Source organism: Pseudomonas sp. KBW05 (assembly GCF_003852405.1).
Taxonomy (GTDB): Bacteria; Pseudomonadota; Gammaproteobacteria; order Pseudomonadales; family Pseudomonadaceae; genus Aquipseudomonas.
In genome coordinates this window covers 85,578-107,884 of sequence record NZ_QAJM01000039.1, presented here as the reverse complement: position 1 = coordinate 107,884, position 22,307 = coordinate 85,578, and the positions used below count along the sequence as shown (strand labels likewise).

The window sequence follows — 22,307 nt, the reverse complement described above, 5'->3', positions numbered from 1 at the left end:
GCGAATGTCAAATGGAATAATTAGCTTGCTTGGTATTTCAGCGGAACGGTTCTAAGGATCGTCTGATTTCTCCTACACTCCCCCGTCCCTACAGTGCCGGGATGCGATTAAAGAACGTCCTCCATCAAATCAGCCCGGTCCTGTCCACGCCCTATGCCGCACGCCGCCTTCTGCGCGTGTTTGCCCTGGTGCTGCTGGTGGGCATTCTCGGCGGCGTGTACAGCTTTTTGCTGTTCACCTTCAACAATGAAGTCTCCCAGCGGCGCAGCTACATGAGCAGCGCCATCGCCGAGGCGCATACCTTTTTCACCACCCGCGAGGCGCTGCTGGAGAGCCTCAGCCTGTCGGCCACACGCAAGGCCGAAGTGAGCCTGCCGGTCTCCGATGAAGAAATCCGCCTGCTGCTGGGGCACACGCCGGGCCGGCAATGGAGCATCTGGCTGACCCAGCGCATGCGCGATTATTTGCAGGCCAAGCAGCTCAACCTGCTGTACGTCAGCAGCGCAGCCCAGGTGTCGCGGCTGTACGACACCACCCCGGCGGCCGCCGACTTCCCCCCGGCGATGCTCGGCCAACTGCAAGCCCTCAAACATCAGGACGCCTTGCGCGAACTCTGGCTGACCCACGCCAGCGACGGCCACTCACAGTTGTACATCTTCATTCGCCTGGACGAGCGCGACCCGGAGTCCGGCTGGCTCGGCCTGGAAATGGACGACCGCGAAGTCTCCAATGCCCTCAACGACCACAGCGCCGGTGAGTTCACCATGTTCAATGCCCAGGGCATGCCGCTGTTCACCAACAGCCACAAGCCCCCGCCCGGGCAAAACCTGCCGCTGCTGCGGCAACAGGACTTCTTTGGCTTTGTCGGCAACGGCTGGTTGCCCGAGCAATTGGTGTTACGCAAACAGCTGAAATCCTCGGACTGGCAACTCACCTACTCCATCGACCTGCGCGCGGTGCTCTGGGCCTTGTGGCCGCAAATCAGCGGTGCGCTGCTGTTCTGCCTGCTGAGCATCAGCCTGGTGTGCCTGCTGACCCGGCGCCTGGAGCACCGCTTTATCAAACCCGCGATCCACCGCATCCAGGCGCTGGTGGAAAGCGAGCTGTTCAGCCGCGACGTGATCCAGACCGCCCCCGTGGCCCTTTGCGTGCTGCGCCGCACCGACGGCCAAATCGTGCTGGAAAACACCCTGGCCCAACACTGGCTCGGCCACAGCAGCGCGCAACTCGGCGCTGGCTGGATCAATGGCGCCTTCGACCCCACCGCGCCGTGCCTCACGGACTACTTCGAGACCGCCGATGGCCGCCACCTGTACCTGAGCTGCGCGCCCACGCGCTACAAAGGTGAAGACGTGTTGCTCTGCGCCTTCAGCGACATCAGCGCGCGCACCCAGATCGAAGCGGCGCTGGAACAGGCGCGCCAGGCCGCCGATACCGCCAACGAAGCCAAGACCCTGTTCCTCGCCACCATGAGCCATGAAATCCGCACCCCGCTCTACGGCGTGCTCGGCACCCTCGAACTGCTGGCCCGCACACGCCTGGACGCGCAACAGAAAAGCTACCTGCGCGCCATCGAAGGTTCCTCCGCGACCTTGCTGCAACTGATCTGCGATGTGCTGGACGTGTCCAAGATCGAAGCCGGGCAACTGGCCCTGGAGTTGAGCGAATTCTCCGTGCCCGCCTTGGTGCTGGAGGCGGTACAAGGCTACGCCGCCGCCGCGCACAGCAAGGGTTTGCACCTGTACGCCTGCCTCGACCCGCACGTGCCGGAACGGCTGATCGGCGACGTCAGCCGCGTGCGGCAGATCCTCAACAACCTGCTGAGCAATGCGGTCAAGTTCACCGACTCCGGGCGCGTGGTGTTGCGGGTCAAGTTGCTCAGCCGCGAAGGCGAGCGGGTGTGCCTGCAATGGCAAGTCTCGGACACCGGCAAAGGCATTGCGCCGGCCGACCAGGCGCTGATTTTCGAGCCGTTCTACCAGACCGAGGGCAACACCAACGTGGTCGCGGGCACCGGTCTCGGCCTGCCTATCTGCCTGCGCCTGACCCACTTGATGAACGGCACCCTGCGCACGGTCAGCGAGCCCGGACTGGGCAGCAGCTTTTCCCTGACCCTGCCGTTGGAGCAACCCTGCGCCAGTGCAACGGCTGCGCACCTGAACGAGCTGGCGGCGGAGATTGTCTACGTGATTTCGCCGGTACGCGAACTGGCCGAGAGCGCCTGTGGCTGGTTGCGCCGCTGGGGCGCCCGCCCGCAGATCGGCGTGCCGTCCTGCCTGGCGCTGGCCGACAACGGCGTGCTCCTGGAACTGCATCCCGGCCCCATCGAACCGTCATTCAGCGCGCCCTGGCACGGGCCGCGCGTTATCGCCAGCGGCGAAGGGGCGTTTGCCCCGCAGTTCACGGGCGGCGGCTGGCAGGTCAACCTCAACGACCTGCAAGCCATCCAACAAGCGGTTCACCAAGCCCAGGGTGGCCAGGTGGCCCTGCCGTCGGCGCCTGGCGATCTGCGCGACCTGCGCCCGTTACACCTGCACATCCTGGTGGCCGAAGACAACGTGATCAACCAACTGATCCTGCGTGACCAACTCGAAGAGCTGGGCTGCACCGTGGTCTTGAGCAGCGACGGTGAAGAAGCCTTGTCACGCTGGCACGACGGCGCCTTCGACATCGTGCTCACGGACGTCAACATGCCCAGGCTCAACGGCTACGAACTGGCCGAAGCCCTGCGCAACCTGGGCTGCACCACCCCGATCATCGGCGCCACCGCCAACGCCCTGCGCGGTGAGGACGCCCTGTGCCTGGCGGCGGGCATGAACCAGTGCCTGGTCAAACCTTTTACGCTGCGAGCCTTGTTCAGTGCCCTGGCTCCCTACGAACGAGTCGTTTATGAAGCCCTGTAGCATCCTGATTGTCGAAGACCATCCCTTCCAACACCTGTATTTGCAAAACCTGTTCAACGAGCTGGGGGATTTTCACCTGGAGTGCGCCAAGGACGGCGAGGAAGCCTTGGCCTGCTTGAAAAAACGCGACTATGACCTGGTGCTCACCGACCTGTTGATGCCGGGCATGGACGGTGTGCAATTTATCCAGGGCCTGGCCGCGCAACCCTCGCGACCGGCGCTGGCGATCATGAGCGCCGCCTCCCGGCGCATGCTGATGGGCGCCAGCCTGGTGGCGAGCAACCTGCAAGTGAAGGTCATCGGGCTGATTTCCAAACCGGTGAATGCCGCCGCCCTGCGCTGCCTGATCGACCAATTGCAGGTGCTGCGCCATATGGCACCGGCCGAAACCCAGCCCGGCATCGATCGCCAGAGCCTGTTGAACGCCTTGGATAACGGCGAGCTGCAAGCCTGGTTCCAACCGAAGAAAGCCCTGAACAATGGCCGCATCGTCGCCGCCGAAGCCCTGGTGCGCTGGATTCACCCCGAGCATGGCACGCTGCTGCCGGGGGTGTTCTTGCCCGCGCTGATCGCCTTCAACCTGGAAGAACGCTTGCTCTGGCGGATACTCGAACAGGCCATCGCCGCCCAGGCCACGTGGCGCCAAGAGGGCTATGACATCCCTGTGTCGGTCAACCTGCCCACCCACCTGCTCAACAGCCATGACCTGCCGGACCGCATCCTCGCCTTCGTCCACGCCCATGAGGGCCTGCCCGCGCGGATCTGCTTCGAACTGATGGAATGCTCGGTGCCCGATGACATCAGCAACTTCTACGCCGGCGCCTGCCGCTTGCGCATCAAGGGTTTCGGCCTGTCCCAGGACGACTTCGGCAAGGGCTACAGTTCGTACATGAACCTGGTGTCGGCGCCGTTTACCGAATTGAAGATCGACCGTGCGCTGGTGCAGGGCTGCAACGCCAACGAGGAAATGGCCCAGGCGCTCACCAGTATTGTCAGCCTGGGGCGCCAATTGGGCCTGACCGTGGTGGCCGAAGGTGTGGAAACTGCGCAAGAACTTGCGCTGTTGCGTAAGATCGACTGCACTCAGGTCCAGGGTTTCCTGATCTCCCACGCCGTGTCTTCGGATCAGTTCCAGCAATTGCTGACCCATGACGGGCCGGCAAACGTGTATTGACCCGCAGCCGGCTGTTGACGTACGTCGCTTGCCACCGAGGTCATTGTGTCCAAAGGCTGTCCCTTCTGATGCCCCATCCCAACGCCTTCCTGGAGAAGCTGGCGCGCAATTCGTTGCGCCTGAACAAAGGCCTGATGGTGCTCGGCGCCCTGGTGCTGCTGTTGCTGGGCATCAGTTACCTGGGGGTGCAGCGCGTAATCGACGAACAGCACGACACCTTCCAGTTCCACTTCGCGCGGCTGATGGAAAATATCCGCGAACAGGAAGTCTTCCTGCAGGACATCTCGCGGTATAGCATCAAGGACAAGCTGGACCCCTCGACCATGCTGCCGCCGTTTATCCAAAAGCCGCTGCCCGAGGCCGGGCCGAATATCTTTGAAGGACGCGGGCTGCCGTTCTCCCTGCCCTACAGCCTGAAGATCAACCCGGAGAAGATCGCCGCCGACCAATACCCCAAGGTCTTCGCCCTCGGCACCTACCTCTCGGCCTACTACAGCGCGTTCTGGGCGGCGTCGCACTATCAATCGCCCCAGGTGATCCTGCTCAACGGCCCGGACAACTACGACGTGACCGTGCCCGCCGCCGGGCGCTTGCGCGGCGCGGGGCAGATCTCGATCGGCGCGCTGGTGGAGGCCATGGCCCCGCTGCACACGCGCCCGGACGGGCAAAACACGCCAGCGCATCAGGTGCAGTGGCAACCCTACGCAGATGACAGCGGCGCGCCGACCCTGCTGGCTTACGTCGACATCAACTTGGCTGCGACCGCGCTGGACATCGAGGGTGCCAACCCCCGGGTGATCGTGGCTTCGCTGTTGAAACTGGCGCACGTCAACAATATCGAGCGGTTGATGCAATGGACGACCTACGATGAGTTCACCTTGGTCACGCCCACCGGCGCGGTCCTGACGGGCACCCTAAAACCTGGCCAGGTGCTGCATGAAGGCGTCAACGTCACCCGCGACGGCCTGGTGTTCAAGCTGATCAGTGCCGGCACGCAGCACTGGACCGCGATCTACGTCATCAGCATGGCGAGCTTCCTCGATTTCGCGCTGTGGCCCTTGCTGTGCCTGGTGGCCCTGGTGCTGGCGGCACTGGGTTGCAGTCGCGTGGTCAATCGCTGGTACACCGCCGAGGTGGTGCTGCCCGCCCAGCAAGCACACGCCAGTATCGCCGAGAGCGAAGCGTTCGGCCGCGCGGTGATCGACACCGCGCCCACCGGCCTGTGCGTGATCCGCCGCGACGATCACCGCGTACTCCTGGCGAACCAACGCGCCCAACAGTGGCACGACACCCGCCAACTGATCGACTTGCTCCAGCAACAGCCGCCCACCCAACCTGGCCAGGCGCACTTGGAAATAGATGGCCGCCACCTGCACGTGGCCTTCGTGCCCACCCGTTATCAGGGCCAGGATGCCTGGCTGTGCGCTCTGCATGATGTGACCCGGCATGTCGAAGACGCCGCCGCCCTGGAAGAGGCGCGCCACGCTGCCGACTCGGCGAACCAGGCCAAGAGCCGCTTCCTGGCGACCATGAGCCATGAAATCCGCACCCCGCTGTACGGCGTGCTGGGCACCCTGGAATTACTCGGCCTCACCCCACTCGCCCCGCGCCAGCAGGATTACCTGCACACCATCCAGCGCTCCTCGGCCACGTTGTTTCAACTGATCAGCGACGTGCTGGATGTGTCGAAGATCGAGGCCGGGCAGATGACCCTTGAACACCAGGACTTCTGCCCGCTGGAGCTGATCGAAGACAGCGTGCGCACCTACAGCGCCTTCGCCCAAGCCAAGGGGCTGCAACTGTATGCCTGCATCGACCCAACGCTGCCCAACCGCCTGCGCGGCGACCCGCTGCGCATTCGCCAGATCCTCAACAACCTGCTGAGCAATGCGATCAAGTTCACCGATTACGGCCGCGTGGTGCTGCGCGTGCGGGTGGCGGAACCGGCGGACGGCCAGGTGAACCTGCAGTGGCAAGTGAGTGACTCGGGCGTCGGCATTTCCCAGGAACAACAGCAACAACTGTTCGACCCGTTCTATCAGGTCAACGATGCCACCAGCCAGGCCGGCGCCGGGTTGGGCCTGGCGATCTGCAAATGGTTGTGTGAGTTGATGCACGGCCAGTTGAACCTGGTCAGCGAACCCGGGCTAGGCAGCAGCTTCACCCTGCACCTTGCATTAGCAGTGGTGCCGGGCGACTTGGCTGATTGTCCCGTGTTCAGCGCGGGAGCACCCGCCGTCTACGTACGCGCTCCAGTCACCGAGCTGGCGCAGCACGTCACGGGCTGGCTCAACCGCCTTGGCCTCGACAGCCGCCTCGTGACAGCGGAACCCGCGACCGACTCGGCGTTGCTGGTGGACCTGCTGCCCGCCGCCAACAGCCCCGACTGGCCGGGGCCACGGGTCATCGCCGACCCCGGCGGGCCGAACCCCGCGCAACGCAGGGGAGCAGATTGGGCCGTCGACGCCCATGACATTCGTGCAATGGCCTGGGCGATTGACCTGGCGCAGCAAGGCGCCAACCCCAACCGCCCCGCGCCGTCGGCCAAGCACCACGACCTGAACCTGCACGTGCTGGTGGCCGAAGACAACGCGATCAACGCGGCGATCATCCAGGAGCAACTGGAAGCCCTGGGCTGCGCAGTGACGCTGACCGCCAACGGCGAACAAGCCCTGGCCCAATGGCTGCCGGGGCGGTTCGACCTGGTCCTCACCGACGTCAACATGCCCGTGATGAACGGCTACCAATTGACCGAAGCCCTGCGCCAGCAAGACGCCACGCTGCCGATTATCGGTATCACCGCCAACGCCCTGCGCGAAGAAGGCGAGCGCTGCGCCGCCGTCGGCATGAACGCCTGGATGGTCAAGCCGCTGAACCTCGCCACCTTGCGCGCGCAGTTGGAGCAACATTGCCAGATCGCCCTGCCGACGCCCGTCGAACTGCCACAGCTGTCGCCGAAAATGCGTGAGTTGTTTGTCAGCACCCTGCGCCAGGACGTCCACACCACCCTGGCGGCGCTGAACCTGAACGATGCCAACGGCGTGGCCCAGCACCTGCACAGCATGGCCGGCGCCCTCGGTGCGGTGCAAATGGGCGCCATGGCCACGGCATTTGTCGCGTTGGAGTGCCGCTTGACCGGCATGGCCATCACCCCTGCCCTGGCCCTTGAGGTCCGGCAGAACCTGGCTCAACTGAATGCTCTACTCGATGCCCTCGAATCATTTCACTCTGGATAAACACCCATGGAAATCCTCAACGTAGTCATCGCAGACGATCACCCCATCGTGCTGGTCGGGGTCAGGGAGCTGATCGAGCGCAATGAGCGCTTTCGCGTAGTCGGCGAGGCCGTGTGCTCCAGCGCATTGATCAGCCTGCTGGAGTCCACCCGCGTGGACCTGGTGATCACCGATTTCAATATGCCCGGCGATTCGCCCTACGGTGATGGCCTGAAACTGGTGGAGTACCTGACTCGGCACTTCCCCGACGTGCGGGTGCTGGTGCTGACCATGATCTCAAACCCGTTGATCCTGACGCGCCTGCAAGAACTCGGGGTATTGGCGGTGATCCAGAAGCACCAGTTGCACGACGAGATCCAGGCAGCGCTCAAGGCAATTGCCCGGGGCAACCCGATTCGCAACAGCGGGCCGGCGCCCACATCAGTGATCGAGTCTGGCGCGGACTTGAATGAACGCTTTACCCGGTTGTCGCCCAAGGAACATGAAATCCTGCGTTTATTCGTGGGTGGGCAAAGTGTCAACGAGATCGCCCGAAACTTGAACCGAAGTGCCAAGACCATCAGCACCCAAAAAGTGGCGGCGATGCGCAAGTTGGAAGTTGGCAGCGACCGGGACTTATTGGCTTATTGTATCGAGCGCAACTTGTTCAACTAGTTACTGTTTGGATATTTTGACTTCTAAGGATCGTCTTATGCCCAACTAACCAGCCGCGCTATATCGTGTTGTTTCAACTCCCTGTATGGAAAAACAACATGAAACAGCTCTCCCGGACACTTATCGCCTTGTCGATCTTCGCCGCAGGCCACGCGTTCGCCGTTGAAGGCACACCCACCAAAGCCGGTAGCGGCACCATCAACTTCACCGGTTCCATCAACAACGATGCCTGCTCCGTTGAAGGCATCGGCCTGAACAAAACCATCTCGGTCAACATGGGCGAAGTGTCGATCAAAGACATGGGCACCGCCACCGCACCGCAAGGCAGCGGCACCCTGAGCGCCGAGAACTTCGACATGAAGATCAGCTGCAACGCCGGCACCAAAGTGGCCATGCTCTTCGAACCGACCAAAGGCGCAGGCTCGGGCGTTGTGACCGGCACCAAGGTACTGAAACTGATCGACGGCCTGGGGGCCGCCAAGAACGTCGGTATCGCCCTGCTCGACGCCAATGGCGCACTTATCGACCTGAGCACCCCGGCCACCGCGAAGATCGAAAACACCCTGCAAGACAGCAACACCACGCTGAAATTCTCGGCTGCCTATGTCACCACCGCTGATGCCGCAACGGCTGTAGCCGGTCGTGGCGACGCCACCCTGCCGTTCACCCTGCAATACGAATAACCCGCGCGAACCCCAGCGCAGTGCAGGGCCCTACGGCCCTGCACTTTCATCAAACAGCGCGGTAGTCATCATGTTTAAACGTCACTCCCTGTCCCTCTGCATGGGCCTGCTGGGCCTGCTCGCGGCCAGCCAGGCCACAGCGGGCATTTCATTGAGCAGCACACGCCTGATCTTTGACGGCAGCCACAAGGAAGCCGGTATCACCGTGCGCAACAACGGTGAAGCGGTGCTGATCCAGTCGTGGGTCGATACCGACAACACCCCGAACGCACCGTTTGCCGTCACCCCGCCCCTGGCTCGGGTCAACGGCCTGGAGCAACAACTGTTGCGGGTCATCTACGAAGGCGCTGGCATGCCCGCCGACCGTGAATCGGTGGTGTGGCTCAACGTGCAGGAAATCCCCCAGGCATCGAAAGTGCAGAACACCTTGCAGCTTGCCGTGCGCCAGCGCATCAAAGTGTTCTTCCGACCTGCGGGCATGAAGAACGAGGCCTACCTGGCACCGACCGAGCTGATGTGGAGCCTGGCCGAACGTGCCGGCAAGCCGGTGCTGGTGGTGACCAACCCGGGGCTGTATCACGTGTCAATTGCCGAAATCACCCTGCATGCCGGCGGCGTCAAAGAACATCCTTTTGATTCGATGATGATCGCGCCCGGCGAACAAAAAGAGTTCCCCCTCAAACAACTAAGCCGGGACAGTTCGCCAACATTGTTGTTCAGCAGCATTAATGACTATGGCGCACAAGACCGATACACCGCACACCTTTCAAACAGCGCCGACAGCCGCGCCACGTTGAATAAAGAATCGCCATAACCCGTCTGCCATTCTGGCAAACGCACTTTCACTGTATTTCTCTTCGCTCCGTTAGTTCGTATCGGAGGTGATATAGGGTTCCTGCATGTTTTTAATCAAGCGCAATGGATGGTCGCCGCTGCTGGTTGCCCTGGGTTTCAGTACCGCGTGCCAGGCCGAAGGCGATGAACAATTCAATACCTCCTTTCTGCAAGGCGCGGCCTCCTCGGTCGATCTGCAATCGTTGCTGGCCAGTAGCAACGTATTACCCGGTAACTACCGGGTGGACTTGTATGGCAACGAAACCCTGGTGGGCCGTCGCGATATCGACTTCCGACGCAACCCCGGCAACGGCAGGATCGAGGCCTGCCTGACCCTGGATATGGTGCAACAACTGGGAGTCGATATCGCCAAGCTACAGGCCAGCGGCAAGCTCGAAGGCAGCGACCCTGACGCCTGCCTCGACCTGCCCACGTTGATCCCCGGCGCCAGCATGCGCTACGACGTGCCGCGCCTGCGTCTGCTGGTGAGTGTGCCGCAGATCGCCATGGAGCGCGGCCGCCGTGGCTACGTGGACCCGGCGCTGTGGGATGCCGGCGTGTCGGCGGCGTTTATCAACTACCAGTTGAGCAGCAACCGCAACAGCACCGAGGGGCAAAACACCCTGTCCAACAACCTCGGCCTGCGCAACGGCATCAACCTGGGCGGCTGGCGCTTGCGCAACGAGTCGAACTTCAACAGCAGCACCGACCGCCCGAGCACGTTCAAGAGCAACCGCACCTACGTGCAACACGATGTGACCGCGTTGAAGGGCCAGTTCAGCGCCGGGGATATTTTCTCCGACGCCGACCTGTTCGACAGCGTGCGCTATCGCGGAGTCAAGCTGGGCTCCGACGACGGCATGCGCGCCGACAGCGAGCGCGGCTATGCGCCGATCATCCGCGGTATCGCGCAAACCAGCGCCACCGTGGAGATCCGCCAGAACAACTACATCCTCTACACCGCCAACGTGCCGCCGGGCCCGTTCGAGATCAGCGACATCTACCCCAGCGGCTCCAACGGCGACCTGGAAATAACCGTGATCGAAGCCGATGGCAGCCGCCGGGTCACGGTGCAGGCGTTTTCCAGCCTGCCAATCATGGTGCGCGAAGGCCAACTCAAATACAGCCTGTCGGCAGGCCAATACAACAGCAACAGCGACGGGCAACAGTCGCCGCAGTTTGTCAGCAGCACCCTGGCCTACGGCATCAGCAGCAACTTGTCCGGCATCGTTGGCGTGCAGGCCAGCCAGGACTTCCAGGCGATGTCCGTGGGTGTCGGGCGCAACACGCCGATCGGCGCCGTGTCGCTGGACATGACCCACTCCGCCAGCCGCACCTTCGGCCAGGCCGTCACGGGTAACAGCCTGCGTGCCTTGTATGCCAAGACGTTTACCGGCACCGACACCAGCTTTACCCTCGCCGCCTACCGTTACTCCACCGAGGGCTATCGCACCCTCACCGAACACGTCGAGGAACTGAGCAGCGACGGCCAACGGCGCACCGGCAACTCGAAAACCCGCACCGACCTCACCGTCAACCAGAGCCTGGGCCGCAACCAGCAATTGGGCAGCGTCTATGTGAATGCCAGCGACCAGCGCTACTGGAGCCGTGGCGGTTCGCAAAGCCTGTCGGCGGGCTACAGCAATTACTGGGGACAGGTGAGCTACAACGTTGGCGCCACCTACACCAAGGATGTAGGCAACGCCGGGCCGTCGAACAATGACACCCTGATCAACCTGTCGCTGTCGTTTCCAATCGGTTCGACCCCGCGCGCGCCGAGGGCGTTTGTCTCTTCCAGCACGCAGAAAAACAACGACACCACCCAAGTGGGCGTCAACGGCTACCTGACCGAAAACAGCGACACCTATTACTCGCTGCAAGGCGGCAACAGCAGCACCGGTGGCAGCACCGGTTCGGCCAACCTCAGCACCCGCACCTCGGTGGCAGATATCAGCGCCAGTTACAGTCAGGGCCGTGGGTACAACTCGCAGAGCCTTAATGTGGCCGGCTCGGTGGTGGGTCACGGCGGCGGAATCAACCTGGGGCAAACCGTGGGCGAGACCTTTGCGCTGGCGCAAGTCGAAGGGGTGACCGGGGTGAAGATCGGTAGTTTTTCCGGGGCCAAGACCGGCAGCAATGGCTATGCGGTAGTGCCCAATGCGCAACCCTATCGGGTCAACTGGATCAGCCTCGACACCCGTGACTTGGGCGCCGACATCGAGGTCGACAACGCCACCCAACAAGTGGTGCCGCGACGCGGCGCCGTGGTGTTGGCGCGGTATGTCAGCAAGACCGGGCGACGTGTGCAGTTCGCGCTGTTCGATGCACAGCACAAGCCGATTCCGTTTGGTGCTTCGCTGGAAGACAGTGCGGGCAAGCAGATGGCGATTTCCGATCCCAACGGCAAGGCGCTGGCCTTGGTTGAGCAGGATGCGGGTACGTTGGTGATCAAGTGGGGTGAGGAGCAGTGCCGGGCTAGCTATGCGCTTGGAGAACGCAATAAGGCGTTGAACTATGAGCGGGTGGACTTGAGGTGCGCCCCACAGGTTCAGGAACACCAATAACTAAATGTGGGAGCGGGCTTGCTCGCGAATGCGATGTGTCAGTCAACAGATTCATTGGCTGATCCACCGCATTCGCGAGCAAGCCCGCTCCCACATTTTTTACTGTGTATGACTCAGAAGTCGCGTTTGTAGAAGATATCCAGCGAACTGGCCACGCCGCTCGCCACTTCCAGATACACCTTCTTGCTCAACAAATACCGCAGCGCAATCGTGCTCGCCGGTTCAAACACCCCCACCCCGTAACGCAGGCTGAGCTTCTCGGTAATCTTGCCGCTGGCCACCACCGCCGTGTTGGTCCCGCTGCCTTGGGTGTCGAGCTCAAAGTCCTGGATACCGAGGTTCTTCGCCAGGTCCGAGGTGACCCCGGCGCTGCCCATCAAGCCCAGGCCCAGTGCGGCTTGGGCAAGCATATTGTTGTCTTCGCCGGTGGTGGTCAGCGGACGCCCCAGCACCAGGTAGGACAGCGCCTGCTCCTGGCTCATGGCCGGTTCGGAGAAGATTTGCGTGGTGGGTTGCTCGGCGCTGCCGCTCAAGCGGATACCGGCGATGATGTCGTCGGTCTTGCGGATCGCTTCGATGTCCAGGTACGGCTGGTCCAGGGGACCGGCGAACAACAGGCGCGCGCGGCGCACGTCGAGCTTCTGGCCGTAGGCGCGGTAGCGGCCGTCGTTGAGCCACAGCTCGCCACGGGTGTCGAGGTTGTCGCCGATATGCACATGGCCCTGCACCTTGGCGGTGAGGCCAAAGCCCGAGAAGTTGAGCTTGTCTTCGCCCACCACCACATCGATATCCATTGCCATGGCCATCGCCGGCTTACCCTCTTCGGTCTGGCTGCCGATGATCACGGTGTCGTCGGAGACCTTGACCGTAGACGGCGGCAACTCACGCACGGTGATGTCACCCCGCGGGATCTGCACCTTGCCGGCGATGGCCAGTTTGTCGTCCTTGAGGCTGATTTTCAGGTCGGGTGCCACTTCCAGCACGGCATAGGGTTCCACCGTCACCGGCAGTTGCGCGCCTTGCAGGCTGAGGTCCACCGCCAGGGCGCGGCCCCAGTCGATCTGGCCCTTGAGACTGCCCTGCCCGGCCTTGCCGCTGCGCCAGGCGCCATTGAGCTGCACGCTCTCGCCGGCAATCAGCGCCTGCACATTGAGGCCTTCCAGGCTGATGGGCAGTTCAGGCCCGGAGACCTCGCCGCCCACCAGGTTGATGTTGCCGTTGACCAGCGGCGCCAACAGGCCACCGCTGATGCGACCGTTACCGTTGAGCTTGCCACTGAGGGTTTCCACCATCGGCACAAACGGCCGCGCCACGGCGAGGTCGAGGCCGACCAGGCTGAAATTGCCGGTGATCGGTTTGTTCTTCGGCAGCGGGTTGATCTGCGCCTGCACCATCAGCTCGCCGAGTTTGCCGCCACGGAAGTTCAGCTGGGTGTCGATGCGCTTGGGGTTGAGGGTGGTTTCCAGCTTCAGGGTGTCGTAGGGGAAATCCAGCCACTGGTCCTTGTCCTTGACCCGCAAGGTGCCGCCGCTGGCGTCCACCGCGACCACACCCTTGGGGCCGCTGTTGGGCAGGTCCAGTTGCAGGTCGGCGTTGAGCTTGCCTTGCCACGCGAAGTCCTTGGGCAGGAATGCCGCCAGGCTGTCGATGGGGAATTGCTTGAGGTGGTAACGCAGCTTGGGCTCGGGCATCAGGCGCTGGTCTTCACCGCACAGGCTGGCGGGGCCGGACACCCAGCAGTGCGCGGAGAACGTCAGCTTGCCGTCGGCCATGTAGTCGATTTTCGCCGGGGCTTGCAGCTTCCAGTCCTGGCCACCGGCTTGCACATCACCGCTGGCGAGGCGCCCGCGCCAGTTGCCTTTGTCGAGATTGCCGTCCAACGCCATGGCCAGCTTGACCAGCGGGCCGGCCAGGTCGAGTTGGACCTTCTGGTTCTTGATGTCGCCTGCGGCGCTGGCGGTCAGGGTGCCGACCTGGGTGTCACCGGCCTGAATGCCGCTGCCCTTGAGGTCGATCTTCGCGCGCTGGGCGCTGTCCAGCGTGGCGTCGAGGTTCAGGCTTTGCAGGCGGTTGTCGGCAAACGCCAGTTGCTGGCCCTTGAGACCGAGCTTGCCTTGCGGCGCCTTGAGGCTGCCAGCGACGTCGAGGCGCCCGTTGATTTGCCCGCGCAACTGCGGCCACAACTGGGCCAGGCGCGCGAGCTTGATGTCGATCTGCCCGGCCAGGCGTTGTTGCAGGCTGCCACTGCCGTTGATGCGGTTGTCGCCCAGGCGGATGTCCAGGTTGGCCAGGGTCCATTGTTCACCGGCACCTTCGGCCTTGGCCGCAAGCACGGCGGTTTGCCCACGCAGGCGGCCCTTGAGGTCGAGGTCGGCAGTAAGCTTGAGCTGTTCGTTCTTGAACTCGCCCTTGCTGCGCAGCGGCCCGGCGAGGGTGCCGGGCAGTTCCGCGACCCAGTACGCCGGGTTCAGCGCCGAGAGGTCCAACGCGGTGTCCCAGGCGATGCCGTCGGCGAACTGCACATTCAGGTGGCCTTCGGCCTTGCCCTGGCCAGCGGTGAGTTTCAGCTCGGGCAGGAAGATTTGCTTGAGGTCACCACTGAACGGCGTGACCACGTTGAACTTGCCAGCCGGGCCGTCGAGGTCGGCCTTGAGGTTGCCCAGGTAGTTGCCGTCTTTGTACGAAATCTCACCATTGAAAGTACGCAGCGTGACCTGCGGCTCGTCGATCAGCGGATACAGACGGTGCCAGGGAAAGTCCAGCCAATCGATCTTGGCGTCGGCACTGAAACCTTGCTGCCAATCCAGCTGGGCGCTGAGCTTGAGGCTTTGCTTGTCACCCGCCGTCAGGTCCAGGCCGGCGATCTGCGCGCCCTTGGCGTCGACCCGGCCTTGCAGCAGCAAATCCACCGAGCCTTTTTCCGCAGGGAGTACGGCCTTGCCCAGCAGTTGGTAACCGCTTTTCAGGTCGCCTTTGGCCGTGAGGTCCAGCTGATTGAGTTGCAGCGTGTCAGGCAAGTCGGCGCTGGCTTTGAAGCCATCGGCGGTGATGTGCACCTGGGCCGGGAGGTTGTCCGCCAGGGGTTGCAGCTCGCCTTTGAGCTTGGCGGGCAGGTAGCCGCTGCTGTCGGCGTCGAGCTTGAGGGTCTTGAGCAGGTCGCCATCGACTTTCAGCGCGACAGTCCAGGGCGCGCCGTCGGGTGCGTAAGGCAGGCTCAGGTTACCGGTGGCGCTCAGCGGCCAGTCGCCAGTGGGTTGCAGCAGGCCCGCCAGATCCAGGACCAGATCGTCGCGTTGCAGGTGCACTGAGTCGATCTGCATGCCGGCGGCGGTCCAGTGCGCGGCCAGTTGCAGGCCCTTGAGTTCTTCGCTGCCGTTGAACAGCAGGCTGCCGACGCGAACGTCGCCCAATTGGATCGCCACGGGCAGCTTCAACTCGGGCAATTGGATCGGCCCGCTGCTCTCCTCGGTGCTGGGTGGAAATTGCAGGCTGACCTGCTCCACGTCCAGTTGGTTGACACACAAGGTCATGCGCAACAGGCACGCGGGCGACCAATCCAATGTCGGCGCCTTGAGCTCGACGCGGCTGCTGTCCTGTTGCCACAGCAGGTGATCGGCGCTCCAGCGGCCACCTAAATGGCCCTGGAAATTCTCTACGCTCAAACCCGGTACACGGCCCAAGGCCCAGCGGCTGCCCGCCTGGGTGCCGAGTACCGCCCACAGGGCCAGCACCAGCACGGCGAGGATCGCCACCACGGCCAGCCCCGCTATTTTCACACCACGCATCACAACTCAGGCCCCATGGAAAAGTGCAATCGAACGCCACCCGGATCTTCGAGGGCATGCGCCAGGTCGAGGCGGATCGGCCCCACCGGCGAAACCCAGCGGATACCCACGCCCACGCCGGTTTTCAGGCTGGGCAGTTCCAGGCTGTTAAAGGAGTTGCCTTGGTCGATAAAGGTCGCAACCCGCCATTTCTCGGCGATGGAATATTGATACTCGGCGCTGACGGCCACCATGTAGCGGCCACCAATGCGGTCGCCCCGGTCGTTCTCGGGCGACAGGGTCTGGTACTCGTAGCCGCGCACGCTCTGGTCGCCACCGGCAAAGAAACGCAGCGACGGCGGCACCGATTTGTAGCCATTGGTGGCACTGCCGCCCACCTGCGCACGGGCGAGGAAGCGATGGTTGTCCCACAAGGTGGTCAGGCCTTTGACCATGGCCGTGCCGTAAAGCAGGTTGGTGTCGGAGCCCAGGCCTTCTTTGGCCACCTTGGAATCAAATTGCAGGCGGTAGCCGTTATGCGGGTCGATGCGGTTGTCGCTGCGCAGGTAGGAATAGCTGATGCCCGGCATTACCAGGTTACTGAGGCCGGAGTCATTGCCCAGGCGATATTCTTCGCGCTGGTATTTGAGCGAGATCACCCGGGTCCAGCCGCTGGGCAACTTGCTGTGCCATTCGGGGCCGAGGGTGAGCAATTTGCTCAAGGTGTCGGTGTTGGCCAGTTCTTCATTCTGGTAGCCGCCGGCGAAGCGCAATTTGTCGGTGAGTGGCGGGTCGAGCGGGATGTCGTACCACAGGCCGACGTTCTGGCGCGGCGCCGACAGTTCAGCTTCCCAGCCATAACTATGGCCCTGCGGGTTGACCCAGTGCCGGGTCCAGTTGGCCTTGCCGCGCGGGCCGACGTCAGTCGAATACCCCAGGCCCAGGCCCATGGTGCGCGGCTTGCGGGTTTCCAGCTGCACGGCCACCGGGATCACATCGTTGGTTGAGGCGGCGGGCGCGGCGTCCACGCGCACACCTTCGAAAAAGCCGCTGGCTTGCAGGTTCTGGTTGAGTTCGGCGATCAGTTCGGAGTCGTAGGGGGCGCCACTTTTGAACGGCACCATGCGTTGCAGCAGTTCGTCATCAAACGGCGTGTCGCCCTTGAAGTTGACCTGGCCCAAGGTATAGCGCGGGCCGCTGTCGTAGATCAGTTCGATATCGGCCACGCCTGCCTGCGGGTCCACTGCCAGTTTCTGGCTGGTAAAGCGCCCGCTGAAAAAGCCGTAGCGTGAGGCCTGGTTCTGGATCAGACGCTTGGCGTCTTCGTAATGGCCGTGGTTGAGCACGGCGCCGGATTTGAGGTCGTCGCTGGTGGGCACGCGAAACGCCTTGAGGTTGGCGGCCTGGCCGTCCACCCGAATGGTCACGTTGCGCAAATGCACCGGCTCGCCGGGGTCGATGGTGAGGATCAGGCGCGGGTTCTTGCCGCCCTTCACGTCACTCTCGATCTGTGGCTGATAGAAGCCTAGAGCCTGGGCCGCTTTACGCGCCTGCTCCTCGGCGCCACGGCTGAACCGCAGCAACGCTTCTTCATCACGATCGCCCACCCCGCCGATATAGCCTTCGATGTTGGCTTTCAACGCGTCGTTTGAGGGTTTGATCCGCACGTCCAATTCGCTTTGCGCCAAGGCGCCGCAGCTTGTGAACAGCAGAATCAAGCCGCTGGTACATCTTCCTGGAAACTTCATAGGCGGGGATGCTACACGAGCCGGGGAGATTCTTTGAACCCGGATTTATCTGAATAATTCTGGATCAAGGCGTTGCAGCATGTAACCGCTGCGGATTGGCATGGAAAAACACATGCTCCAGGATCGGTCCTACGGCGACTTCACCGATCTCCTCGTAGCCCTGGCGTTTATAGAATTCCAGATAGCGAGAATTCCCCGTGTCCAACACCACGCCAGACGAGTGCGGGTCTTCGGCACACCAGTTGTGCACCGCCTCCAGCAGTTGCTCACCGTAATGTTTGCCCTGGAACTGCGGGTGAATACCCAGCAGCGGCAGCATGTGCACCGCCTCACCAGGCAGGCACGCCAACACCGCGTGATGGTAGTCCAGGTAACGCCGCGTACCGCGCACGCCGGTGCTCAGCCACATGCGCAGTTGCCAGGCCCAGCTCTCGGTAATCCCCAGGCGGCGTTGCGGCGGCGCAATCAGGGCGATGCCGATCAAGCGGTCGTTGACGAACAGACCAATGGCGGGCAGCTTCTGGAAGAAATGTTGCTTGACCAGTTCGCGCACGGTGGCGCGCACACGCTGTTCATAACCTGGGCGTTCGGCCTCGAAGATGTAGGCGAACGTCGGTTCATGCCGATAGGCCTGGTACAACAGGGAGCGGGCCTCGCGGGAATAGCCGCTGTTGAGCAGACGGATTTCGGCGGGGGCAGTGGACGTGTCCGGCATACAGTTGATCTCCCTGGGCGCCACTGAAAAGGATGGCGTTCTTATGGGTACGAACCTACGCGACTCCAGTCGTTCCCAGACATTAGCAGTGCAACTGCCCTACCGCCACGCTGGCCCCCGTCCGACTTGTCGGCTAGCATCGCCCTTTTGCCAGGACTGGACTGCCGACCATGAAAATCGTCTCCTTCAATATCAACGGGCTGCGCGCCCGCCCTCATCAGCTGGCGGCACTGATCGAGAAGCACCAACCGGATGTGATCGGCCTGCAAGAAACCAAGGTCCACGACGACCAGTTCCCCCTGGCCGAAGTGCAGGCTCTTGGCTATCACGTGTACTACCACGGCCAAAAAGGCCACTACGGCGTCGCCCTGCTCTCGCGCCAACCGGCGTTGAGCCTGCACAAAGGCTTCGCCAGCGATGAAGAAGATGCCCAGCGGCGCTTTATCTGGGGCACGTTCGCCGACGAAAACGGCAACCCGATCACCATCATGAACGGCTATTTCCCACAGGGTGAAAGCCGCGACCACCCAACCAAGTTCCCGGCGAAGAAGCGCTTCTACGAAGACCTGCAACAGCTGTTGGAAAGCCAGTTCAGCAATGACCAGCCGCTGGTGGTGATGGGCGACATCAACATCTCCCCGGAAGACATCGACATCGGCATCGGCCCCGACAACGCCAAGCGCTGGCTGAAAACCGGCAAGTGCAGCTTCCTGCCGGAAGAGCGCGAGTGGATGGCACGCCTGAAAAACTGGGGCCTGGTGGACAGCTTCCGCCACCTGAACCCGGACGTGGCCGACCGTTTCAGCTGGTTTGACTACCGCAGCCGTGGTTTTGAGGATGAGCCCAAGCGTGGGCTGCGGATCGACGTGATCCTGGCCTCCAATGGCTTGCTGCCACGGGTCAAGGATGCGGGGGTGGATTATGAATTGCGTGGGTTGGAAAAGCCTTCGGATCATGCGCCAATCTGGCTTGAGCTGAGCTGATCCCAGGTTGTACCCAATCAAAAATGTGGGAGCGGGCTTGTGTGGGAGCGGGCTTGCTCGCGAATGCGGTGGGTCAGTCAAAAATTAATTGCCTGACACTCCGCTTTCGCGAGCAAGCCCGCTCCCACATTTTGCTCTGTGAACACCTGTCATATTTACGCAACCTTACTGACTTATTCTCGCGGCACTCCCTTTGGCTTGAGAAGGTGCCGGCATGAGGCTGCGCGTTCTGTTCCTGCTGGTCCTGTTTCCCCTGTCCGCCGTTGCTGCCTCCCTGCCCGTTCCCGATCAAGGCCCCGCATTGCGCATCCAGGGTTCCAACACCATTGGCGCGGCGCTCGGGCCAGCGCTGGTCAAGGGCCTGCTGGAACATCAGGGTTTGCAGGCGGTGCACAGTGAACCGGCGCAAGGTACCAACGAACAGCGCGTGATCGGCAAGACGCGCCAAGGCAAGATCGTCACCATCGAAGTCGCCGCCCATGGCTCCAGCACCGGCTTTACCGCGCTGAAAAAATCCTCTGCCGACCTGGCGGCGTCCTCCCGGCCGATCAAAGACAGCGAACTGGTAGACCTCGAACCCCTCGGCGACTTGAAAAGCCCCGAGGCCGAACAAGTGATCGCCATCGACGGCCTGGCCATCATCCTCAACCCGCAAAACCCGTTGACCACCCTGAACACCGAGCAACTGGCGCAGATCTTCAATGGCGAGATCAGCACCTGGGAAGCCCTGGGCGGTGTCGGCGGGAGCATTCATTTATATGCGCGCGATGACCAGTCCGGCACCTACGACACCTTCAAGGAACTGGTGCTGCGCCTGCGCGGCAGACCGCTGGCGGCCACGGCCAAGCGCTTCGAATCCAGCGAGCAGTTGTCGGACGCGGTCAGCCAGGACCCGCAAGGCATTGGTTTTATCGGCCTGCCCTATGTGCGCCAGGCCAAGGCGGTGGCGATTGTCGACGGTGATTCACAGCCGATGTTGCCGTTGAACAGCCTGATTGCGACTGAAGATTACCCGCTGTCGCGGCGGTTGTTTTTCTACCTGCCGCCATCCGGTCACAATCCGTGGGCCAAGGCGCTGGTGGACTTTACCCAGAGCAGCAAGGGCCAGGCGATTGTCGCGGCCAGTGGGTTTATCGCGCAGCAGGTGCAGGCGATGAGCGTGCAGGCGCGCCCGTCGATGCCTGAGGATTACCAGGCCATCGCCCGCGAGGCCCAGCGTTTGACTGTCAATTTCCGCTTCGAAGAAGGCAGTGCCAGCCTCGACAACAAGGCCCGCCAGGATCTGCAACGGGTGGTGGCGTATCTGAAAGGCCATGGCAAGCTCGACCGGCAGGTTACGCTGGTGGGCTTCGGTGATGCCAAGGATGACCCGCAGCGGGCGGCGTTGTTGTCGAAATTGCGGGGCATGGCGGTGCGGCGCGAGTTGGTCAAGAGCGGCGTGGTGCTGAGGGATATTCGCGGGTTTGGCGCGCAGATGCCGGTGGCGGCGAATACGGCGGATGAGGGCAGGATCAAGAATCGGCGGGTGGAGGTTTGGGTGTATTGAGGTTTTGGGGCTTGTGTTGAAGCTACTGGCCTCTTCGCGAGCAAGCCCGCTCCCACATTTTGAATGTGTTCACAAATCAAAGTGTGGGAGCGGGCTTGCTCGCGAATGCAGGCGACTCGGTCTGTGTTACTGCCCGCCGCGCATCAGTTCCCGAGGCACATACTTGCCAATCTCAAACTTGCCAATGGCCGCCCGGTGCACTTCATCCGGGCCATCGGCCAGGCGCAGGGTGCGTTGCATGGCGTACATGTAGGCCAGCGGGAAGTCGTTGGAAACCCCGGCGCCGCCGTGGATCTGGATCGCACGGTCGATCACCTTCAACGCCACGTTCGGCGCCACGACCTTGATCTGGGCGATTTCGCTTTTCGCCACTTTGTTACCCACGGTGTCCATCATGTACGCCGCTTTCAGGGTCAGCAGGCGCGCCATGTCGATTTCCATGCGCGAGTCGGCGATCTTGTCGATATTGCCGCCCAGGCGCGCCAGCGGCTTGCCGAACGCGGTACGGCTGACGGCGCGTCTGCACATCAGTTCCAGCGCACGCTCGGCCATGCCGATGGAGCGCATGCAGTGGTGGATGCGGCCTGGGCCCAGGCGGCCTTGGGCGATTTCGAAGCCGCGGCCTTCGCCGAGCAGAACGTTTTCGTATGGCACACGTACGTTGTCAAACAACACCTCGGCATGGCCGTGGGGCGCGTCGTCGTAGCCGAATACCGGGAGCGGACGCACGATTTTCACACCCGGGGTATCCACCGGCACCAGGATCATCGAGTGCTGCTGGTGGCGCGGTGCGTCGGGGTTGCTCAGGCCCATGAAGATCAGGATCTTGCAGCGCGGGTCGCAGGCGCCGGAGGTCCACCACTTCTTGCCGTTGATCACCCATTCGTCGCCCTGACGCTCGGCGCGGGCGGCCATGTTGGTGGCGTCGGAGGACGCAACGTCCGGTTCGGTCATGGCGAACGCGGAGCGGATCTCACCGCGCAGCAGCGGCTCAAGCCAGCGCTGCTTCTGCTCGGCGTTGGCGTAGCGCACCAACACTTCCATATTGCCGGTGTCGGGGGCGGAGCAGTTGAACGGCTCCGGGCCCAGCAGCGAGCGGCCCATGATTTCTGCCAATGGCGCGTATTCGAGGTTGGTCAGGCCGGCACCCAGTTCGGATTCCGGCAGGAACAGGTTCCACAAGCCTTCGGCTTTAGCCTTGGCCTTCAGCTCTTCCATGATCGCGGTGGGCTGCCAGCGGTCACCTTCGTTGACCTGGCGTTCGAACACCGGCTCGGCCGGGTAGACGTATGTGTCCATAAACGCGGTGACGCGTTCACGCAGTTCCTGAACCTTGGGCGAATAGGCGAAATCCATGAGCAGCTCCCTTCTCTGAGAGGTTGTTTAGGTCATGCAATCGATGCTAGAACAGCGTTGATAATTTACCTAGCCTATTCTCGGCGTGTATTAACATTCATCACCGATATATGATCGGCCTATCGGCATCTAACAATAAGAGCGCAA

Annotated in this window: 13 protein-coding genes; 9 read left to right on the top strand and 4 right to left on the bottom strand. The window is 62.5% G+C overall.

Going from position 1 to position 22,307, the window contains the following annotated elements:
• The first annotated feature begins 101 nt into the window (after nucleotides 1-101).
• The 7 genes from DBR46_RS26845 (at nucleotide 102) to DBR46_RS26815 (ending at nucleotide 12,048) form a co-directional block, all read left to right on the top strand.
• Nucleotides 102-2,903, top strand: coding sequence for an ATP-binding protein (locus DBR46_RS26845; RefSeq protein ID WP_124528951.1), 2,802 nt, complete (start codon nucleotides 102-104; stop codon nucleotides 2,901-2,903).
• Complete coding sequence (locus DBR46_RS26840) at nucleotides 2,890-4,077, top strand: EAL domain-containing protein (protein WP_124528949.1); 1,188 nt, start codon at nucleotides 2,890-2,892, stop codon at nucleotides 4,075-4,077. The genes DBR46_RS26845 and DBR46_RS26840 overlap by 14 nt, the downstream gene beginning before the upstream one ends.
• 68 nt (nucleotides 4,078-4,145) lie before the next feature.
• Nucleotides 4,146-7,313 (top strand): hybrid sensor histidine kinase/response regulator, encoded by a 3,168-nt coding sequence (locus tag DBR46_RS26835; RefSeq protein ID WP_124528947.1) that lies wholly within the window; start codon nucleotides 4,146-4,148, stop codon nucleotides 7,311-7,313.
• Nucleotides 7,314-7,319: 6 nt separating this feature from the next.
• Nucleotides 7,320-7,967: a response regulator gene (locus tag DBR46_RS26830; RefSeq protein WP_124528945.1), complete on the top strand. Its 648-nt coding sequence runs from the start codon at nucleotides 7,320-7,322 to the stop codon at nucleotides 7,965-7,967.
• A 98-nt stretch (nucleotides 7,968-8,065) separates the two neighbouring features.
• Nucleotides 8,066-8,650, top strand: a complete 585-nt coding sequence (locus DBR46_RS26825; RefSeq protein ID WP_124528943.1) for a fimbrial protein — start codon at nucleotides 8,066-8,068, stop codon at nucleotides 8,648-8,650.
• A 70-nt stretch (nucleotides 8,651-8,720) separates the two neighbouring features.
• The gene (locus DBR46_RS26820; RefSeq protein ID WP_124528941.1) at nucleotides 8,721-9,464 is read left to right on the top strand and encodes a molecular chaperone; all 744 of its coding nucleotides are present in this window, start codon (nucleotides 8,721-8,723) and stop codon (nucleotides 9,462-9,464) included.
• 85 nt (nucleotides 9,465-9,549) lie between these two features.
• Nucleotides 9,550-12,048, top strand: coding sequence for a fimbria/pilus outer membrane usher protein (locus tag DBR46_RS26815; RefSeq protein WP_124528939.1), 2,499 nt, complete (start codon nucleotides 9,550-9,552; stop codon nucleotides 12,046-12,048).
• Nucleotides 12,049-12,161: 113 nt separating this feature from the next.
• On the opposite strand, the gene DBR46_RS26810 is transcribed toward DBR46_RS26815, so the two are convergent.
• The 3 genes from DBR46_RS26810 to DBR46_RS26800 all read right to left on the bottom strand — a co-directional run bounded on the left by DBR46_RS26810 (nucleotide 12,162) and on the right by DBR46_RS26800 (nucleotide 18,275).
• Nucleotides 12,162-15,833 carry a translocation/assembly module TamB domain-containing protein gene (locus DBR46_RS26810; RefSeq protein WP_124528937.1) on the bottom strand — a complete coding sequence of 1,224 codons (3,672 nt, stop codon included), beginning with the start codon at nucleotides 15,831-15,833 and terminating at the stop codon, nucleotides 12,162-12,164.
• A complete protein-coding gene (locus DBR46_RS26805; protein WP_124528935.1) occupies nucleotides 15,833-17,560 on the bottom strand; it encodes an autotransporter assembly complex family protein in 1,728 nt (575 codons plus the stop codon). Before DBR46_RS26805 ends, DBR46_RS26810 begins: the two co-directional genes overlap by 1 nt.
• 64 nt (nucleotides 17,561-17,624) lie before the next feature.
• Nucleotides 17,625-18,275 (bottom strand): N-acetyltransferase, encoded by a 651-nt coding sequence (locus tag DBR46_RS26800; RefSeq protein WP_124528933.1) that lies wholly within the window; start codon nucleotides 18,273-18,275, stop codon nucleotides 17,625-17,627.
• Nucleotides 18,276-18,445: 170 nt separating this feature from the next.
• On the opposite strand from DBR46_RS26800, the gene xthA reads away from it, so the two are divergent.
• Nucleotides 18,446-19,258, top strand: a complete 813-nt coding sequence (gene xthA / locus DBR46_RS26795) for an exodeoxyribonuclease III (protein WP_124528931.1) — start codon at nucleotides 18,446-18,448, stop codon at nucleotides 19,256-19,258.
• Between the two features lie 214 nt (nucleotides 19,259-19,472).
• Entirely contained in the window at nucleotides 19,473-20,804 is a 1,332-nt protein-coding gene (locus DBR46_RS26790; protein ID WP_124528929.1) for a substrate-binding domain-containing protein, read from the top strand.
• A 126-nt stretch (nucleotides 20,805-20,930) separates the two neighbouring features.
• On the opposite strand, the gene DBR46_RS26785 is transcribed toward DBR46_RS26790, so the two are convergent.
• Nucleotides 20,931-22,160 (bottom strand): acyl-CoA dehydrogenase, encoded by a 1,230-nt coding sequence (locus DBR46_RS26785; RefSeq protein WP_124528927.1) that lies wholly within the window; start codon nucleotides 22,158-22,160, stop codon nucleotides 20,931-20,933.
• Between the last annotated feature and the right edge of the window lie 147 nt (nucleotides 22,161-22,307).

Bases quoted from the DNA above. Each gene is read 5' to 3' on its own strand.
- DBR46_RS26815 (WP_124528939.1), top strand. From the start codon at position 9,550: ATGTTTTTAATCAAGCGCAATGGATGGTCGCCGCTGCTGGTTGCCCTG.
- DBR46_RS26805 (WP_124528935.1), bottom strand. From the start codon at position 17,560: ATGAAGTTTCCAGGAAGATGTACCAGCGGCTTGATTCTGCTGTTCACA.
- DBR46_RS26845 (WP_124528951.1), top strand. From the start codon at position 102: ATGCGATTAAAGAACGTCCTCCATCAAATCAGCCCGGTCCTGTCCACG.
- DBR46_RS26825 (WP_124528943.1), top strand. From the start codon at position 8,066: ATGAAACAGCTCTCCCGGACACTTATCGCCTTGTCGATCTTCGCCGCA.
- DBR46_RS26800 (WP_124528933.1), bottom strand. From the start codon at position 18,275: ATGCCGGACACGTCCACTGCCCCCGCCGAAATCCGTCTGCTCAACAGC.
- DBR46_RS26810 (WP_124528937.1), bottom strand. From the start codon at position 15,833: ATGCGTGGTGTGAAAATAGCGGGGCTGGCCGTGGTGGCGATCCTCGCC.
- xthA (WP_124528931.1), top strand. From the start codon at position 18,446: ATGAAAATCGTCTCCTTCAATATCAACGGGCTGCGCGCCCGCCCTCAT.
- DBR46_RS26820 (WP_124528941.1), top strand. From the start codon at position 8,721: ATGTTTAAACGTCACTCCCTGTCCCTCTGCATGGGCCTGCTGGGCCTG.
- DBR46_RS26840 (WP_124528949.1), top strand. From the start codon at position 2,890: ATGAAGCCCTGTAGCATCCTGATTGTCGAAGACCATCCCTTCCAACAC.
- DBR46_RS26785 (WP_124528927.1), bottom strand. From the start codon at position 22,160: ATGGATTTCGCCTATTCGCCCAAGGTTCAGGAACTGCGTGAACGCGTC.
- DBR46_RS26830 (WP_124528945.1), top strand. From the start codon at position 7,320: ATGGAAATCCTCAACGTAGTCATCGCAGACGATCACCCCATCGTGCTG.
- DBR46_RS26790 (WP_124528929.1), top strand. From the start codon at position 19,473: ATGAGGCTGCGCGTTCTGTTCCTGCTGGTCCTGTTTCCCCTGTCCGCC.
- DBR46_RS26835 (WP_124528947.1), top strand. From the start codon at position 4,146: ATGCCCCATCCCAACGCCTTCCTGGAGAAGCTGGCGCGCAATTCGTTG.